General features: G+C 35.2%; 13 protein-coding genes. 5 read left to right on the forward strand and 8 right to left on the reverse strand.

Annotated elements, in window-relative coordinates:
- Positions 1–52: 52 nt before the first annotated feature.
- Positions 53–1,111 carry a DUF3810 domain-containing protein gene (locus tag FJ651_RS11300; protein ID WP_140990631.1) on the reverse strand — a complete coding sequence of 353 codons (1,059 nt, stop codon included), beginning with the start codon at positions 1,109–1,111 and terminating at the stop codon, positions 53–55.
- Between the two features lie 157 nt (positions 1,112–1,268).
- On the opposite strand from FJ651_RS11300, the gene FJ651_RS11305 reads away from it, so the two are divergent.
- Positions 1,269–2,726 carry an aminoacyl-histidine dipeptidase gene (locus tag FJ651_RS11305; RefSeq protein ID WP_140990632.1) on the forward strand — a complete coding sequence of 486 codons (1,458 nt, stop codon included), beginning with the start codon at positions 1,269–1,271 and terminating at the stop codon, positions 2,724–2,726.
- A 240-nt stretch (positions 2,727–2,966) separates the two neighbouring features.
- On the opposite strand, the gene FJ651_RS11310 is transcribed toward FJ651_RS11305, so the two are convergent.
- The 3 genes from FJ651_RS11310 to FJ651_RS11320 are packed head-to-tail and all read right to left on the reverse strand — an operon-like array spanning position 2,967 to position 5,757.
- Positions 2,967–4,184, reverse strand: a complete 1,218-nt coding sequence (locus FJ651_RS11310) for a peptidylprolyl isomerase (protein ID WP_140990633.1) — start codon at positions 4,182–4,184, stop codon at positions 2,967–2,969.
- Positions 4,177–4,722 carry a gliding motility-associated peptidyl-prolyl isomerase GldI gene (gldI, locus tag FJ651_RS11315; RefSeq protein ID WP_140990634.1) on the reverse strand — a complete coding sequence of 182 codons (546 nt, stop codon included), beginning with the start codon at positions 4,720–4,722 and terminating at the stop codon, positions 4,177–4,179. The genes FJ651_RS11310 and gldI overlap by 8 nt, the downstream gene beginning before the upstream one ends.
- A gap of 18 nt (positions 4,723–4,740) precedes the next feature.
- Positions 4,741–5,757, reverse strand: coding sequence for a DHH family phosphoesterase (locus tag FJ651_RS11320; RefSeq protein ID WP_140990635.1), 1,017 nt, complete (start codon positions 5,755–5,757; stop codon positions 4,741–4,743).
- A 96-nt stretch (positions 5,758–5,853) separates the two neighbouring features.
- Between FJ651_RS11320 and FJ651_RS11325 the strand changes: the two genes are divergently transcribed.
- Both FJ651_RS11325 and FJ651_RS11330 read left to right on the forward strand, forming a co-directional pair.
- The gene (locus tag FJ651_RS11325) at positions 5,854–6,876 is read left to right on the forward strand and encodes an alkaline phosphatase D family protein (protein ID WP_216746140.1); all 1,023 of its coding nucleotides are present in this window, start codon (positions 5,854–5,856) and stop codon (positions 6,874–6,876) included.
- A 55-nt stretch (positions 6,877–6,931) separates the two neighbouring features.
- Entirely contained in the window at positions 6,932–7,351 is a 420-nt protein-coding gene (locus FJ651_RS11330; RefSeq protein WP_140990636.1) for a nucleoside-diphosphate kinase, read from the forward strand.
- Positions 7,352–7,521: 170 nt separating this feature from the next.
- Here the strand turns inward: FJ651_RS11330 and FJ651_RS11335 are convergent, their stop codons facing one another.
- The 3 genes from FJ651_RS11335 to FJ651_RS11345 all read right to left on the reverse strand — a co-directional run bounded on the left by FJ651_RS11335 (position 7,522) and on the right by FJ651_RS11345 (position 13,130).
- Complete coding sequence (locus FJ651_RS11335) at positions 7,522–7,713, reverse strand: cold-shock protein (RefSeq protein WP_140990637.1); 192 nt, start codon at positions 7,711–7,713, stop codon at positions 7,522–7,524.
- Between the two features lie 110 nt (positions 7,714–7,823).
- On the reverse strand, positions 7,824–10,646 hold the full coding sequence (locus FJ651_RS11340; protein WP_140990638.1) for a M16 family metallopeptidase: 2,823 nt from the start codon (positions 10,644–10,646) through the stop codon (positions 7,824–7,826).
- 9 nt (positions 10,647–10,655) lie between these two features.
- Positions 10,656–13,130, reverse strand: a complete 2,475-nt coding sequence (locus FJ651_RS11345) for a M14 family metallopeptidase (protein WP_140990639.1) — start codon at positions 13,128–13,130, stop codon at positions 10,656–10,658.
- A 113-nt stretch (positions 13,131–13,243) separates the two neighbouring features.
- Here FJ651_RS11345 and bshC point away from each other — a divergent pair, with 113 nt between their 5' ends.
- Positions 13,244–14,839, forward strand: coding sequence for a bacillithiol biosynthesis cysteine-adding enzyme BshC (gene bshC, locus FJ651_RS11350; RefSeq protein ID WP_140990640.1), 1,596 nt, complete (start codon positions 13,244–13,246; stop codon positions 14,837–14,839).
- Positions 14,840–15,054: 215 nt separating this feature from the next.
- Entirely contained in the window at positions 15,055–16,125 is a 1,071-nt protein-coding gene (locus FJ651_RS11355) for a ThuA domain-containing protein (RefSeq protein WP_140990641.1), read from the forward strand.
- Positions 16,126–16,327: 202 nt separating this feature from the next.
- Here FJ651_RS11355 and FJ651_RS11360 read toward each other — a convergent pair whose 3' ends face one another.
- Entirely contained in the window at positions 16,328–18,034 is a 1,707-nt protein-coding gene (locus FJ651_RS11360) for a tetratricopeptide repeat protein (protein WP_216746141.1), read from the reverse strand.
- Positions 18,035–18,108: the final 74 nt, after the last annotated feature.

Genomic DNA, 18,108 nt, shown 5'->3' on the forward strand with positions numbered 1-18,108 from the left:
AATACTCTTAAAAACTAAAATTTTGTTTGGTGTTTTTTAACTTTTGAAAAGCTTATTTTGAAAGGTTATAATTAACAATCAGTGCAACCACATAGCTATAAGACTCGATACCTTTTACTTGATTGTTGGCCTTTAGAAACTGATTATAACTGCTTTTAAAGATAACTTCGGAAGAGTTTTTATAAGATTCCCAAAATTCTCTCACTTCCCTGAAGTTTTTTAAAACACCTGTATTAATATTTTTAGTAATATTTTCATAGTCAGAAGGACTACGTTTGAATAAATCATTTAAGCAATGGCCTAAAGCAAAGGCTTGACCAGAATATTGAAAGTACAAATCGGTATGGCTGGTTGTTGCCAAATAAGCTATAAAATTGGCTTCGTTTTCGGCGGCGTAACCCAATTGATGGGCTACTTCATGGCTGGCGGTTGAGGGAAATCTAAATTTTGGTAACAAATAATCTACCTGGGCTTCGTTGGTAAACGGATTTAGATATCCTGAAAAACCCATATAGGTGAGTGGCACACTATAAAGTGATGTTTTCAGACTTTTAGGATGATATTTTAAATGCGGATAGTCTTTTGATAAATTTTCAAAACCTTTGGGTACTAACGCCAATAATTGCGCTTTACTCATTTTAAATGTAACAATACTACTGTCGTTTTCTGCTAATTGCAATTGCAAAGCGTTGGTTTGCTTTATAAGTCGATGGGTTACTTGAATCAGCTCTTCAGTTGAATAATCGGTGTTTAAATTAAGACTTTCGTGTAGCGGTAATCGGTAATAATTAAAAGCCCATAATACGTGAAATACTGCATAAACTGTCGATATAACGGCCAATATATCTGTAAGCCAGCCCAACGGATTCATGGTTATTTTAGCGCGGTTGATGTAAAGCCAGCGCAAGGCGTAAATTCCTAGAATTGTGTAGACTACATCACCAAACGACAATGGTATCCAGCCAAATACATAGTGTAACAGTTTAGAGCTGAATTTAAAAATACCATTGCTGTAAATTATTTCTACCAAATTTGGAAAGTGCGACAGCAGTTTCACCAAAAGTATTTGTGGGATAATAGCAAGCGCAATGAGTTGTTTTTTGGTGAGCATGACTGATTTGGACCCTGAATTTGTTATGGTAAATATACTTAATTGCCAGCTAAGATAAAGTTCATAAATAAGTTTAGTATTATAAAATTACAATTGAAAATTTAAAGTACATCATTGCAAATAACTACCTTTGTAAAACAAAGATAAAACCTATTATATGACTGTTAGAGAATTAGAACCCAGAGTACTTTGGAACAAATTTGCTGACCTAAATGCCGTACCAAGACCTTCAAAAAAAGAAGAGCGTGTGATTGCTTTTATGAAACAATTTGGTGAAGACCTCGGTTTGGAAACTTTTGTTGATAAGGTTGGAAATGTGATTATTAAAAAACCTGCCACAATAGGTATGGAAAATCGCGCCACCATTGTTATGCAATCGCATTTAGATATGGTGCATCAAAAAAATAACGATACTAATTTTGATTTTGATGCCCAGGGAATTGACATGTATGTTGATGGTGATTGGGTAAAGGCTAAAGGTACTACTTTGGGCGCTGATAATGGTTTGGGAGTCGCAACTATCATGGCTATTTTAGAGAGTAAAGATATTCCACATCCTGCTATTGAAGCATTATTTACCATAGATGAAGAAACCGGAATGACCGGCGCCAAAGGCTTAGAAGGCGGTTTGTTAGACGGTAGTATTCTTTTAAACCTCGATACCGAAGAAGACGATGAAATTGGTGTTGGCTGTGCCGGCGGAATTGATGTAACAGCCAAGGGGAACTATTTTGCCAAACCCACCAATGCGCATCAAGTGGCATTTGAAATTGTAGTTAAAGGTCTGCAAGGCGGCCACTCCGGAATGGATATTCACAAGGGATTGGGAAATGCCAATAAAATAATGAATAGGATGTTATATGCAACTTCTGAGAATTTTGGTGCGCACGTTGCAGAAATTCATGGTGGCGGACTTAGAAATGCCATTCCACGCGAAAGTAGGGCAGTAGTAGTGATTGAAAAAGAACATGAAAAAGATTTTCTAAATCATATTCACCTGTTGTCGGCTATTATCAAAACCGAATTTAAAACAATGGAACCGCAACTCATCATTGCAATTGAAAAAACACAGTTACCTCATGAAATGATGAATGCCGAAAGTCAGGTTAGGCTAATTAATGCCATTTACGCGGCTTGTAACGGTGTCTATCGAATGAGTCCCGATATTCCAAATTTGGTTGAAACCTCTAATAATATTGCCAGTGTAACAGTTGGAGATGGTAAAATTGAAATCAAGTGTTTAACACGTTCGTCGAGTGAAAGTTCTAAACTAGACTTGGCCAACTCATTGAAGGCGACGTTTGAACTAATAGGTTGTGAGGTGCATTTTTCGGGAGATTATCCCGGTTGGACACCCAATATGGATTCGAAAATATTAAAAGTACTCAGCGCTATTTACGAAAAGCTAAATCATAGTAAACCCCATGTAGCCGCTTGTCACGCCGGATTAGAATGTGGTATTCTGGGACAAAATTACCCCGATATGGATATGATTAGTTTTGGTCCCAATATTAAAGGCGCACATTCTCCCGATGAGCGTGCACAAATATCGTCGGTGCAAAAATACTGGAAATTTGTGTTGGAGATTTTAAAGGAAATTCCGAAGGCCAAGTGATTTCTCACAGATAGCACAGATTTGCACAGATTGAAATTTCCATATTCTTTAACCCTCTCAGGATTCTAAACCTTGAAAGGGCTAAATACGCTTCGTATTAATAAAATGCTAATAAAATAAAGACCTCACAGGTTTAGAAAACCTGTGAGGTCTTTACAAAACAATTAATATTTAGTTTGAATGGTAATTAAATAATGAATTACCCGCTAATAATCTTAACGGATCGTCATATAACTTTAATTATTCCACAATGCCAACCATTTCCATTATAAAAATAACATCGGCATTGGGTGGAATAAAACCACCTCCTGCACCACGCTCACCCCAGGCCAAATGTGATGGCATATATGCGAAAACTTTGTCTCCAACTTTCATTAGTGCGGCTGTTTCTTTAAATCCTGCAACCATACCTGCATCGGGACTAATTGGCATAGGCATGGGTTGATAGGCATTAGCTGCTGCGCGCTGCTCATTGAGCATGCCGTGGCGCTCGGCTACACTTTGAACACTGGTATCGAACAATCGGCCATCGGTAAAATAACCTTCGTAGTTCACTTTAACGGTGCTTCCGGCTGCCGGTTTTGGTCCGTTGCCTTTGGTAATGGTGTAAATTTTCAATCCGGAATCTAATGTTGTAGATTTACCTAAATATTCGTCTAATAAAACTTTAACTTCTGTGGCTGCTTCTAAATTTTTAGCATCTCGTTTAGCTTGTTCTTCTTCGGCCTTTTTTGCTGCCTCTTCTCTTAATCTTTCCTGTTGTTCTTTAAGTTTCGGTAACTCGTTTGTAAATACATCAGCAGCATTAAATTTTTTAGCTTCGCTTCCTTTTCTAATAATATTTAATTGTTTAATAATAACCGGAGTTTCAGGTTTGCTTCCGTCCATTGTTTTAATATTGGATATGGAATCCTGAATATCTAAACCTAAAACAAGTTCACCAAAAACCGTGTGACAGCTACCACCCGGAAAAGTACCACATCTTTTTAACGTCCCATCTTCTTTAAAGGCGTCTAAATGAGGTGTTGCCACTTCTGTTATAAAAAATTGAGATCCGTTAGTGTTAGGACCTGAGTTTGCCATCGATAAAATACCAGGCTTATTATGCTTTAATTCCGGGTGAAATTCGTCTTCAAACTTATAACCGGGACTTCCGCTGCCGGTTCCTGTCGGGTCACCACCTTGTATCATGAAATTATCAATTACGCGATGAAAAGTTAATGAATCATAAAAACGTTTCCCTTTAAATTCTTCGGAAACGCCGGGATGGGTACCTTCGGCTAAGGCTACAAAATTGGCAACCGTAACGGGCGTTTTGTCGTGGGTAAGTTTGGCAACCATGGTACCTTTATTGGTAACAAATTCTGCGTAAATTCCGTCTTCTAGCTCAGGATATTGCTCCTTGCAGGCTAAAAAACTTAAAAGTATGGCTAAATAAAGCATGCTGTTTTTAATCATGATTAGTTTGTTTTATATTGTTAACTGTTACTTCGCAAATAATGGGTGTGTTAATACCTATTCTTTTTTGGTCTCCATAATATCCGTAGGCCAAATTTGACGGGAAATAAAAGGTGACTGTTTCGCCGGGTTTCATAATTTTTAATCCTTCGCGTAAACCTGTAAATAGTTCTTGCTGATCCATGGCATAGGTTTTCGGACTTACTTCATCTTCAGCATAAATCATATTTCCGTTAATATCTTTAATGTCGTAGTTATAGTTGATCAGGTCTCCAAACTTAGCTGTAATGGTATCAGTTTCAATTTTATTGTTGTAATAATACCAAAAGCCGTTTGGAGATGCAATAAAATCAGTTTCGGGCATTGTTGCCATCAAGTCTTTAAAAGCAGCCTCTTGTTGTTTGTTAAGTTGAATGTTACGTTCAGCAGACTCTTTTATAAAAGAACCAGATGCAGTTGAAATTGGTTCTCTGGCTTCGGGAGATTTACATCCAAAGGCCAGGATGACAATTAGTAGGTTATAAACAAACAGTTTCATGTTAATTTCTGTGGAATTTCATTGGGTTAATTCTGTTTTATAAGTGGGCAATATACTAATAAATTTTTCAACTGTTTCGTTTAAAGACAAATCGCTTTTTCCTCCAGCGGCATTGATGTGTCCACCACCTTCAAAATGATTTCTTGCAAAAGTGTTGACACAAAACTCACCGCGACTTCTAAACGACATTTTAATGATGTTTTCTTGTTCGCTTTCAATAAAAATGGTAGCAAAAACAACGCCTTTAACAGAGAGTCCGTAATTAACAAAACCTTCGGTGTCTCCTCGTTGATAGTGAAATTCGTTTAAATCTTTCTGACTTAAAACAATATAAGCGGTATTTAAATCTTCAATGACCTTTAAATTGCTCAAGGCTCTACCAAGTAATTGAGTTCGGTGATAACTATTGGTATCGTAAACCAAATTGTGGATATCTGAATTTTTGGCGCCACGATCAATCAAGTCGGCTATGATATGGTGTGTTGTGCTGGTAGTATTGGGAAATCTAAACGAACCGGTATCGGTCATAATTCCAACATATAAACAGGCCGCTACATCTGCATTGATATATTTTGTAAGTTCTGTTTTATTAAGAAAATGATAGACCATTTCGGCAGTTGAACTCATCGACACATCCGAATATATATAATTGGCATAACTATCGGGTTGCTGGTGGTGATCAATCAAGATTTTTAGGGCACTACTTTTTGAAAGTGGTTGCTCCATATCACCGGTTCTGGACAGGTGATTAAAATCCAGTGTAAATATAATTTCGGCATCATTAATCAATGCCTCACTTTTTTCTTTATGACTGTCGTAAATAATAATGGTATCATTTCCTGCCATCCATTTTAAAAAATCGGGATAATCGTTTGGTGCAATAATATTTACATTATGATTGAGTTGCTCTAATACATGTGCCAAACCCAAGCATGAACCAATAGCGTCGCCATCCGGATTTTTATGAGGTACAATAACTATTTTTTTTGGCTTGCTGAGCAAATTTTTAACAGCTGTTACTTCTTCGTTTTTCATACAAGGCGAAGATACAATTAATAACAAATAATTAAAGTTGCTTCACAAAATTTTAGCTAATATTGAATTCTGTAAATTAACATCTATTTAAATCTCATGAAGTATTTTATTCGATTAAGTTTCTTGTTGTTTCTCATATTAATGGGATGTAAATCCGCCGGTAATTTAGGTAATTCTCAACCAGATTTTGTAATTGCTTTTGGTTCTTGCGATAATCAAAAGTTAGAAAATAACCTTTGGCCGGCGATTTTAAAAAATAATCCCAATGCATGGGTTTGGGGTGGTGATAATATTTATTCAGACACCTACGATATGGGAAAAATGGCTTTGGATTATAAAACCCAAAAAGAAGAAAAAGAGTATATGAAAGTAGTTAATTCTACTAAAGTTTTGGGTACATGGGATGACCACGACTACGGGTTGAATGATGGCGGTGAAGAATACGAAATGCGTAAAGAGAGCCAGCAGTTATTCCTGGATTTTATGGATGTGCCAACAAATGATCCAAGACGTGAGCGAGAAGGCATTTATCACGCTGAATTGTTTGAAACTGCAAATGGCAGTGTGAAGGTGATTGTGCTTGATACCCGATATTTTAGAACGTCTTTAACCAAGTCTGAAATACAAAAAAAGCGCTATCAACCCAATAATTATGGTGAAGGAACTATTTTAGGTGAAGCGCAATGGCAATGGCTGGAGTCTGAACTGAAAAATTCAAAAGCCGATTTTAACGTTATAGTAACCAGCATTCAATTATTGTCGGGTGAGCACGGTTTTGAAACCTGGGCTAACTTTCCACACGAGCAAGATAAACTGTATAGCCTAATTAAGTCTTCAAAGGCTAAAGGAGTTATGGTGTTATCGGGCGACAGGCATATTTCGGAGTTCTCAAAAAAGGAAATTAAGGGATTAAAATACCCGCTTATTGACTTTACAAGTAGCGGTCTAACCCATGTTTACTCAAGTTTTAGTGGTGAGCCAAATCAATATCGGGTAGGAGAGGTTATTAGCCAAAAAAGTTTTGGTGTGGTGCGATTTAATTTTAAATCCAATAGCGTGTTAATGTCTATGCACGATGAAAACAATAAACCATTGGCCGTTTATACGGTTAAATATTAATTGCAATTACAATCTAATACCATTACTTTTGCAGCCAATTAAAAAAAACACTTAAATGGCAACAAATAGAACATTTACAATGCTTAAACCCGATGCGGTTGAAAAAGGACACATTGGTGCAATATTACAAATGATTAATGCTGCAGGATTTAGAATTGTGGCAATGAAGTTAACACAAATGACAACTTCAGACGCAGAGACTTTTTACGCAATCCACAAAGAGCGTCGGTTTTTCCCTGAATTGGTTACTTATATGACTCGCGGACCAATAGTAGCTGCTATATTAGAAAAAGAAAACGCAGTTGAAGATTTTAGAACTTTAATTGGTGCTACCAATCCTGCCGATGCTGCCGAAGGAACTATTAGAAAATTATATGCCGCTTCAATAGGTGAAAATGCTGTTCACGGAAGCGACAGTGATGACAACGCTGCCATTGAAGGTGCCTTTCATTTTTCAGGTAGAGAGATGTTTTAATATAGAGCCCTTTCAGGGTTTCAAACCCTGAAAGGGCTATTACTTATTGAATGTAACAGATTTTTTGTAGCTTTTGCAAACTCATATTAATCATCATATTTGATGAATGTATTAAAAATAAAAAACCACGCTTTTCGGCGTGGTTTTTTTTGTTTCAAAAAATTGTAAACTTATAAAACTGTTACATTTATAGCGTTTAATCCTTTTTTACCTTCTGTTAGTTCGAATGATACCTCATCGCCTTCACGAATTTCGTCTACCAATCCTGAAATGTGAACAAAATGCTCACGGTTTGAACCTTCTTCTGTGATGAAACCAAATCCTTTGGTTTCGTTGAAGAACTTTACTGTTCCTTTACTCATGTTAAAATATTATAATTATTAATTGTACAAATGTACAACTAAATAAACGGATAAATGCTGAAAAATTCTAAATATTTGAAAACAAATTAATTATTTTCGAGTAAATTATTTTAATTCTTCAGTAAAACCGGACTTCCTAAACCTACACTGTTGAGTTTGTCTAATTGCGTTTTGGCATCTCCAACCACCAGATAAATACAGTTATTTGGTATGATATATTTAGAAATGATAGTTTGCATTTCTTCTAAAGTTATCGATTTAGCCTCGGCTTCGTTGGTTTTTATATAGCTTTCAGGTAAATTAAAATTGCTAATGTCTCGTATCATATTAAGTTTAGATTCTAAAGTTTCAAATGCTCTGGCATTACTTTTAACCATAAAACTTTTGGTGACTTCTAAATCTTCATGATTGAACTCATTTTTGTAATTTTCTAGAATTTCTTTGATGATAGATATAGATTCAAAAGTTACATTGCTTCTAACACCTGTGGATATGGTAAAAAGGCCATTAGAATCATTACCCGAAAAATTCGATCGTACGCCATATGTGTAACCTTTGTCTTCTCTTAGAGTTTGAGTTAATTTAGAGGCAAATCCGCCGCCGCCCAATCGGTAATTAAGTAATTGGGTTTTATAATAATCGGGATGTGTTGCGGCTACTGAGGGATATCCAATTCTCAACACCGATTGTTTGGCGTTTGGCACGTCAAAAAAGTAAATTTGAGATGTCTCAGGTAACTTTGGTGTTTCAACCAGAGGTAGGGCTGCTTCAGTTATAGCCCATTTTTCATTTAAAGTACTTAAGGTATTGGTTACTTCACTGCTTGAGATATCGCCAACCACATGCAAATTGGTAAGGTGAGGTGATAGATTATTGCGGTAATAGTTTTTTAAATCTTCTAAGGTCAACCCGTTAACAGAAGTTTCGGTGCCAAGATTGTCGTTGGCCAAAATATGGTTCTCACCGTAGACTAATTTAGAATAAAGGCTAGAGGCAATGTTATTTGGGTTTGCTTTACGTCTTAATAAATTGCTTAAGGTAGCCTGTTTAAGCAGTTCAAACTCTTCCTCATCCCATCTTGGTTCTAAAATAATTTCCGTCACCAAATTCATGGTGTCGTCAAAATATTTTGAAAGCGTGGTGCCACTAATAAATATAGCATCATCGGTAGCATAACTGCTAATGTTGGCGCCAAGCATTTCTATTGCATTTTCCAGAGCTTCGGGTGTTTTGTTGGCGGTTCCTTTGGTGAGTAATCTGGACAAGAGATTTGCAGTTCCAATTTTATCAGCCTCGTCTAAAAGCATACCCCCTTTAATTTGAACTTCAAACTGTACCAAAGGTACCTCGCTAGTTTCTATTCCGTATACTTTAATACCACTTGGTTGTTCATCGCGCCATATTTCAGGAATTTTAACTTCTGGCTCGGGTCCGTAAGGTGGTTCCTGACTTCGGTCAAAACTTGAAGGCGTTTTAGTGTAGGTTGAAGCTTCACTTAAATTAAAAGTTTCTTCTGCACCATCTATAATCGGTTCTTCAACTACATCGGCTTTTTCTGAACCGGCTAAGATTAAATTGGTTTGTCCTTTAGGAACGAAACTGGTAGCCACATAATGCTTGTCTTTAATGTATTTATTGTAAACATTCGTTACATCTTGCGGTGTAACGGCTAAAATCTTTTTAATGTCTTCGTTGACATAAGCCGGATCACCCGCAAAAATATTGTATTGTGCTAATTGGAAGCCTTTACCCAAAACGCTCGATAAACCTGAATAAAACCCTGTTTCCTGCTTGGCTTTGATGCGTTGTAAATCGGTATCTGAAATACCTTCTGTTTCAAATATTTCAAAAGCTTCATTGATGGCTGTGGCAACATCGTTGAGATTAGTCTCGTTAAATGCCGAAACGCTTAGCACCAACTGTCCGGCCAATTCCGAATTATACTGATAGGCCGAAACTCTATCGGTCAACTTTTTCTCATCAATTAAAATTTTATTTAAAGGTGCAGTTTTTCCGTTAGTTAGATATTCTAATAAAACTTCTAAAGCATAAGCGTCTTCGTGATATTGATAAACACCGGGCCAGGTCATGGTGAGCTGCGGTAATCTGGCAAAGTTATCTTCGTGGAATAACTTTTTGGTTTCATTTAAAGTTACCAATTGCTTTGGTTGTGGCTCAATTTTTTCGCCTGCCGGAATTTCCTCGAAGTATTTTTTAACCCATATTTTGGCTTGTTCTATGTCAAAATCGCCTGCAATGGTCAATGTTACATTGTTAGGTACATACCATTGGTTGTAAAAGTCTTTTACATCTTGTAAAGTAGCGTTTTGTAAATCTTCAAGAGATCCTATGACTTCCCAACTATAAGGATGACCTTTGGGATATAGATTTTTATTAATCACATATGAATTATGACCATATGGTAGATTATCCACACCTTGGCGTTTTTCATTTTTTACCACTTGTTTTTCTTTCGAAAGTACTTCTTCTGTTACCGTATTGATGAAAAATCCAAGTTTATCGGCTTCTGCCCAAATCATTTTTTCCAGAGCATCGTTTGGCACCGTTTGAAAATAATTAGTACGGTCTCTACTTGTTGATCCATTAGCTCCTGAACCACCAATACGGGCACTCATTTTATCGAGTCCACCTTTACCAAGATTTTCAGATTCTAAAAACAACAAATGTTCAAATAAATGTGCAAATCCGGTACGGCCTTCTTTTTCTCGGGCCGAACCAACATGAGATGTAAGTGCCACAGCTACAACAGGATCTGATTTGTCAATATGAAAAATAACCTTTAATCCGTTATCCAGCTCAAAAGTTTCAAAGTCAATTTTAAAGCTGGTTTCTTCTTTAACTGATTCGTTTTTACAAGTAAAAAATAATCCTATAAATAGGATTATTGCGATTTTTTGGAATATTGATGTCATCTAGATTTATTATAGTGTGAACGCATTATTATTTACAAAAAAGATCGCATTGGCTAGGAATAATTTTCCATTTTCCCAAAAGCCTCTAAAAACCGGGTTGTCTGATAAATAAATAACACTACCGCGGCCAAATGATTGTTCACCAAAAATAAGTGATTGGTTGAGGGTTTTAACAGCTTCGCTACCCGCAAAGCCTGCTATTGGTTTGGTATTGTTGTTAATGTGCACCACGTTATAGCCGGAATCTAATAAGTTGTAATTGGTGTTGTCTAATTTCAAGGTGTGATAAACATTTTTATAACCAAATGCCAATGGATGTGTGGGGTCTACTTCGGTTTTGAAAATTGCTCCTGTTATCATTTTGTTGGCATAAGCACGCTCTCTTTCGGCATATGGTAACAATGGATTTTTTTTCGGAATAGTATCGGCTTCTTTGTAATTAATACCAAACCCTTCTTTTCCGGCGAATACTCTAACGGCATCTTCTATTGCTATTAGTTTTCCTCCTTTAGAAATCCAGTCCTTTAAATTATTAAGTTGAGTGTCGTTAAAGATATTGTTATAGTAACCACTTGGTAAAATTAATATGTTAAAGTCGTTGAGGTTTATTTTGCTGAACTGGTTGCTATTAATGTTTGTAATCTGAAATTCTAATTGCTGCTCAAAGAAATGCCAAAGTTCTCCATAGTTTAAAGAAGAAGTGCCTTCTCCTCCTAATACCGCAATTTTTGGTTTATGAATCAATTTTACGTCGGGCGAACCTAAATCGGGCGTATTATCTGAGAAACCGCCTTTTAAAGGTCGTAGTGTTCTGGTGTGTTCTTGAGAGATGGCCTCCAGTTGCTTTACAAAATCTTTTTGTTGATTATCTGCTTTCGAGATAATTAGGCTTCCTGGTTGGTGTGTAACGCCGTTTTGTGTAAACGGTTTTTCGGTAAATCTTACCTTCAAATTTGCTTTTAATAAAGCCGATAAAAATCTGGCATCGTTTAAATCATCCCATTTCGCTACATAGGCGTAAGCATCTTCTAAGTTTGCTACGTATGGTCTTTCTAAAACTTCAAAAGCATTAATAATTGAAGAGGTTGCAACACATTCCAGTCCGTGTGCGTACGGCAAACTCCAGGCAGTGATATCGTAGGTTAAAGAATCTGAAAGCATGGCATTAGGTTCAAATAATACTTTTACCATATTTCCTTTGGGTTGGTTAGTACTTACTACCAAATCATTGGCGCTGGCATTAATGCTGCCTTGAGCTCCGGTTGAATACTTGAAGCCGGTTACTTTTTGATTATTCGGACTTCCAAATTTTATATCGTGTTTATATAGTAAACTTTTTAAACGATTGATTTTGTCTTTGTTGCCCTGAAGCACATAGCTTTTGTATTTAAAATTTTGATTTTTGAAAAATTTACTAAATTCTTCGTTCAAGACTTTTGCGTTTTTATGTGCAGTTTCAACAGTAGATAATCCGGCCACGGTATGATGGTTGAGGCGGTCTTGGAGTGTTAGCAGATTTTGTTCATCTGTAATAATACCTAATCCGGCCATTCCATGTCCCGCCTGTTCGTATGTTAAACCAATAGCGCCCATATAAGTTGGGTAGGTGTCGCCGTAACTTGGGTAAAACAAATCAAAGCGTTCTCTAGTGAAATACAACCAGCCATTTTCATCAAAATATTTGGCGCTATTTTTTCCTATTTCTACTTGAAATGAACGTTGAAAATCGGTGATTACTTCATGAAAAGGTTCGGCAGCAGGCGCAAAAAAGTAAGGTTCGTTAATACCCTGTTCGTGAAAATCTATATGAATATGAGGCATCCATTTGTTGTATTGTACCAATCTTTGTTGGGTTTCAACTTGGGTTGCCCATGCCCAATCCCTATTTAAATCAAACAGATAATGATTGGGTCTGCCGTCCGGCCAAGGCTCGTTATGCTCGGTGGATTGCCTGTCGGCGTTATACGGGCTGGAAGCAACCTGATTGTACCAGTTGACATAGCGGTCACGGCCATCGGGATTGATACAGGGGTCGATAATTACTATAGTGTTTTTAAGCCACTCTTGTTTTTTGGTGATTAGATTGAAGATAGTAAGCATACTGGCCTCGGTACTTGAGGCTTCGTTTCCGTGAACATTATAGCTCAACCAAACTATAGCGGGTAAATCGGCGTTAGGTGTTCCTTCAGCTAGACCTATGTTTTTTAAATTGTTTAACCTATGTTCTTCTATTTTTTGTATATTTTCTTCAGAAGAAACAATGGCTAGTAAGAGCTGTCTCCGCTCATTGGTGGTACCATAAAAGGTGAGTTTTACCTTTGATGGCGAAGAAGATTCAATATGTTTAAAATATTCTACTACCTGATGATGTCTGGTAAATTGACTACCCAATTCATAACCTAAAAATTGAGATGGGGAAAGTGGTTGTGCAAAAAGTGATGATAAACTTATAAAGCACACAAAGAGAGTAATAAAGTTTCGCATGGATAACAATTAAAAAATAAAGGTAAAAGTAAGAATTATACTCAAAAACTTATTAACTTATCTTTAGTAATTAGAATAATTATCTACCTTATCTTTACCCATATTTTTTAACTATGCCAACAGAGTGTATTTCTTATAAAGACACTAATTATTTTTCAAAACTCATTTGCGATTATTTAGACCAGGTTTCGCAACTCAAGGATTTTTATGACAGATTTCCAAAAATTGATAATTTCAAGGATCAAATTATTGATAAACAACAAAGTTATAGCGACATTAACCGCAAAGTATTAACTGAAGTATTATCAAAACAATACACCGATTTTAAAATTTCAGATTTAACACAGAATAATTTAAAACTATTAGAGCATACTAATACTTTCACAATTACAACTGGTCACCAACTTAATTTATTTACCGGTCCGTTATACTTTTTATATAAGATCATTACTGCTATTAATTTGTGTAAAGAGTTAAAAGTTAAATTTCCAAAATACGATTTTGTACCAGTTTACTGGATGGCGAGTGAAGACCATGACTTTGATGAAATTAACTACTTTAATTTTAAAGGAAAGAAATTACGATGGAACAGGCCATCAAATGGCGCCGTTGGCCGTTTAACAACCGAAGGTTTAGACGCAGTTTTAGAAGTTTTTTCAGCAGAATTGCCATTAGGAGCCTATGCCGATAAACTTAAAAAACTTTTTAAACAATCTTATCTAGAACATGATAATTTAAGTGAAGCAACGCGCTTTTTAGCTAACGAACTTTTTGGCGACTATGGTTTAGTTATTATAGATGCAGACGATGTGGCGCTAAAAAAAATATTTGCACCGTGTGTTGAGTCTGAATTATTACAACAAACCGCTCAAACACAAATAAATATTACTAATCAAAAGTTGGAGGATTTGGGTTATGGCACCCAAGTAAACCCAAGAGATATTAATTTTTTTTACTTAACAGATGAGTTGCGTGAACGAATAACTTTAGTAAACAGTAAATATCATATAGTCAATACCAAAATAAGCTTTACAAAAGAAGAAATTTTAGTCGAACTAAAAAATCATCCCGAACGTTTTAGTCCGAATGTAGTTTTAAGACCGCTTTATCAAGAAGTAATTTTACCCAATTTATGTTACGTTGGCGGTGGCGGCGAGTTGGCTTATTGGTTTCAGCTAAAGTCAAATTTTGAAGTTAACAATGTGCCGTTTCCTGTTTTATTACTACGCAATTCAGCTTTGATAAAGAGTGGAAAGATTACAGAAAAATTAAAAAGTCTCAATATTTCGAATAAAGATTTATTCTTAGGAAAAGATTCTTTAATTAATAAAAAAGTAAGACAAATTTCAAATATTGATATTGATTTTTCGCCCCAAATCAAACATTTACAAGAACAGTTTAAGGCATTATATGAACTGGCAGAACAAACCGATGCTTCATTTCTTGGTGCCGTAAAGGCTCAAGAAGTTAAACAGCTTAAAGGGTTAAAACATCTAGAAAAGAGATTGTTAAAAGCACAAAAGCGCCAACTTAAAGATCAGGTGGAACGTATGGCAGAGCATTACAACTTGTTGTTTCCAAATGGAAATTTGCAGGAACGCGTATCGAATTTTTCAGAATTTTATTTGGAATATGGCGATGCTCTTGTACCTGAGTTATTGCATGTTTTAAATCCTTTGGCAGGTGAGTTTGTTGTTTTAGATTTATAAAATTGTTTATGAGTTAAAGCAGAGTTTATCAAATATTTAATTAAAAATTTAAAAATTAACGGCTCCCAAAAAGTAATTATTAAACTTTATTTGTACTTACTATAGTATTTGATACTATACATGTCATTTCATAAGAGAACATATTATTTAATTGTTAATTAAATATGGTTTAGATCTTTAATATAAAATTTTTATTGTATTTTCGAAAAAAAGCCATGAAATTAGTTTACAGTATTTACATATTTTTTTTCTCAATTATCTCCACTTTTTCACAAAACAGAATTTTAGTTTATCACGAAACCAATGGTTTTAGACATTCTGGTGCTATTACCAGTGGTATAACTATGTTTGAGGATTTGGGTAATGAAGATGGGGACTGGATTACAGATAATTCTCAGGATTCATCGGTCTTTAATACTTCAAATCTCGAGCAATACGATGTTGTAATATTTTTAAATACGTCGGGTGATAATTTACTAACGGGATCAGAAAGGGCGGCATTTGAAAACTTTATTGCCAGTGGTAAGGGTTTTATTGGTATACATGCGGCTACTGATACTTACCGAGATAGAAGTTGGCCTTTTTACAATGAATTAGTTGGTGGTATTGTACAAACAAGTCCTAACCATACTGTTAATAATTTCAATGCAGATATGGAGTTAATAAATAGCCACCCGGTTATCGATTTTTTAGGACCTGTAGGAACCATTTGGAATAAAAATGAAGAGTATTATTATTGGCAAATCAATGGAGGTAACTTAAGTACAGATAATACAGTTTTATTAGAAGTTGAATCAACTGGAAGTAATTCTTATGATCAGGCTCGTCCTATAACATGGTACAAAGAATCTTTAACTTACGATGATGATGATAATCCGTCAACCCCAGAGGTTACATTGTCTGGTTTTAGATCTTTTTATACCGCTCTTGGTCATAATGAAAGTTCTTACAGTAGTAATTCTAACTTTAGAACCATGTTAAAAAATGCTACAATTTGGGCGATAGGTAGTACTTTAAGTTTAACTGAAAATGAACTTGGTAATATCAATCTATTAACCAATCCTGTAAAACATAATGTTCAGTTTGATTTAGGTAATTTTTCAGAAGAATTTTCAATTAATGTTTATGATGTTTCCGGTAAAAAGAAGTTGTCTCAAATTGTAACCCCTGAAAGCATGGACAGCAGCATTTTTGATATTAGCATTTCAAACCTGGAAGATGGAGTTTATTTTTTTAAATTTAAATCTAAAAATACAGCGCAAACATTTAAGGTTGTAAAGCGTTAGTCTTTACCGAAAAACGTTTTGACTTTATGATTCACTAATTTTTTTAATTAAATAAGTATTTTTGATTTAAATACCACTGTTAGCAGTTTTTTTTTGGAATATGGTGAGGATTTAATTCCAGAATTAATGAAATATTAAGAGCCCTTTAAAGGGGATTTGAGGTTTCTGCGTTATAGGAAGGAAATTTTTAAATAGCTCTCTATTATAATTCTATGACCAATTGTTGGAGAGATTCTTCTGTGTTTAAATTCAATTTTTTACGTAATCGATACCGTGCCTTTTTTACCCCTTCAACAGAAATATTAAGAATATTAGCAATCTCCTTACTCGAGAGGTTCATTTTTAAAAGTGACATTAATCGCAGGTCGTTGTTACTTAAATCTGGGTAATAACGCATCACTTTAGAGTTAAAGTCTTTATGGACGTCTTCGAAATAACTTCTAAATTGTTCCCAATTGCTGTCGTTATTAATGTCTAGGTTAATATTGTTTATTATTTTTTGATACTGTCTGGCGTTTTTAGAATCAGTTTTTAATTCTTCTAGTTGAGATTTTAAATCAAGTAATACTTCATTTTTGTGAGCTAAATGCAATGCATGTGTGGTAAGCTCTTTTTCCTTAAACCCTAAATCTTTATCTAGTTTTTCACGCTCTACTTTATTCCGTTTCATTTTTTGACGTAATCCATAAATAATAGTAATGGCAAGAGCTGTTGCGCCAATTAACGAAATAATTAGGAACAGTTTTTCGTTTTCTGCCTTTTGTTTGCGTTCCTCCAGAAGTTTTATTTCATTTTGTTTGATGATGAGTTCTTTTTCTTTTTTTTCGGTTTGATATTGAACTTCAAGTTCGTTCATGCGCTCAATATTTTCTTTATTTAAGATTTCATCATGAAGTTTGTGATAATCTATATGATATTCATAGGCTTTCTTAAATCTTCCCAAGCCAGCGTAAGCCTTAGAAATCTCTAATAGATCGCCAATCATTTTTTTACGTGTACCGGTTGTCTCTGCAATTTGTAGGGCGTCTTCCATATATTGAAGTGCTTTTCTGTAGTCACCTTTCTTATTATATAACTCACCAAGGTGTCTCAACGTAAGCCCAATAAGTGAAGTTTCTCCATATTGTTGGCTTATGTCAAGAGATTTATTATAATAATATTCGGCTAAGTCTAAACTGTCTTGCTGAGCATAGCCCCAACCCAAATTGTCATAAATACCTGCTAAATCATTGTTGTAATTTTGTTCAATATAATAAGGTTCAACTTCAAGAAACAAAGATTTCGATTTTTCGAATTGAAATTGGTTTTGTAAGTTAATGGCCATGTTAACCTTAATACTGGCTAGAGCATCTATATCTTTTAATTCTTCATAAATAACTTTGGCTTTGTTGTAATATTCATTAGAAATCTCATAATTTTCGATGTCACCATGAATATTGCCAATATTCCAATAACTTGCCGCTATACTTTCTTCAGTATCGCCTATTTTTTCTTTTAGTTTTAAACTATTTAAATGTACTTCCAAACATTCTTTATATCTCCCTAGACTTCTTAATGTATTGGCTTTGTTATTGAGTGCTGCGCAAACTTGAATTGTATCGCCAAGTTTTGTGTACATATCAACAACCATATCGTAAATTGAATCTGATTTTTCGTATTGTGAGGTCATGTTATAATAAACGCCTAAATAATTTGTAGTTCTCGCAATAAAACTATCATTGTTTAAACGTTTTGCCAGAACTATTGTGCTATCCAAATAAGGTTTTGATGACGGCGGATCTGTGTATAGATACTCTGCCCATAGCATTGCATAAGTTATTATTTGAGTGGTATCTGTTTGTTTTGTTGCTACTTGTAAAAGACTGTCAACCTTTTTCTGATTTTGACAATGAGCAAGGTTACAAGTCATGAGAAATAATATTATCAATAGTGTATACAATTTGTCCACCTGGTGGAAAACTGATATTAGACTATCGGTAGATT

The organism is Paucihalobacter ruber (assembly GCF_006494535.1).
Taxonomy (GTDB): domain Bacteria; phylum Bacteroidota; class Bacteroidia; order Flavobacteriales; family Flavobacteriaceae; genus Paucihalobacter; species Paucihalobacter ruber.

Coding starts and splice junctions, on each gene's coding strand:
- FJ651_RS11320 (WP_140990635.1), bottom strand. CDS start 5,757: ATGAAAAACGAAGAAGTAACAGCTGTTAAAAATTTGCTCAGCAAGCCA.
- FJ651_RS11325 (WP_216746140.1), top strand. CDS start 5,854: ATGAAGTATTTTATTCGATTAAGTTTCTTGTTGTTTCTCATATTAATG.
- FJ651_RS11305 (WP_140990632.1), top strand. CDS start 1,269: ATGACTGTTAGAGAATTAGAACCCAGAGTACTTTGGAACAAATTTGCT.
- bshC (WP_140990640.1), top strand. CDS start 13,244: ATGCCAACAGAGTGTATTTCTTATAAAGACACTAATTATTTTTCAAAA.
- FJ651_RS11340 (WP_140990638.1), bottom strand. CDS start 10,646: ATGACATCAATATTCCAAAAAATCGCAATAATCCTATTTATAGGATTA.
- FJ651_RS11360 (WP_216746141.1), bottom strand. CDS start 18,034: ATGACTTGTAACCTTGCTCATTGTCAAAATCAGAAAAAGGTTGACAGT.
- FJ651_RS11330 (WP_140990636.1), top strand. CDS start 6,932: ATGGCAACAAATAGAACATTTACAATGCTTAAACCCGATGCGGTTGAA.
- FJ651_RS11355 (WP_140990641.1), top strand. CDS start 15,055: ATGAAATTAGTTTACAGTATTTACATATTTTTTTTCTCAATTATCTCC.
- gldI (WP_140990634.1), bottom strand. CDS start 4,722: ATGAAACTGTTTGTTTATAACCTACTAATTGTCATCCTGGCCTTTGGA.
- FJ651_RS11335 (WP_140990637.1), bottom strand. CDS start 7,713: ATGAGTAAAGGAACAGTAAAGTTCTTCAACGAAACCAAAGGATTTGGT.
- FJ651_RS11345 (WP_140990639.1), bottom strand. CDS start 13,130: ATGCGAAACTTTATTACTCTCTTTGTGTGCTTTATAAGTTTATCATCA.
- FJ651_RS11300 (WP_140990631.1), bottom strand. CDS start 1,111: ATGCTCACCAAAAAACAACTCATTGCGCTTGCTATTATCCCACAAATA.
- FJ651_RS11310 (WP_140990633.1), bottom strand. CDS start 4,184: ATGATTAAAAACAGCATGCTTTATTTAGCCATACTTTTAAGTTTTTTA.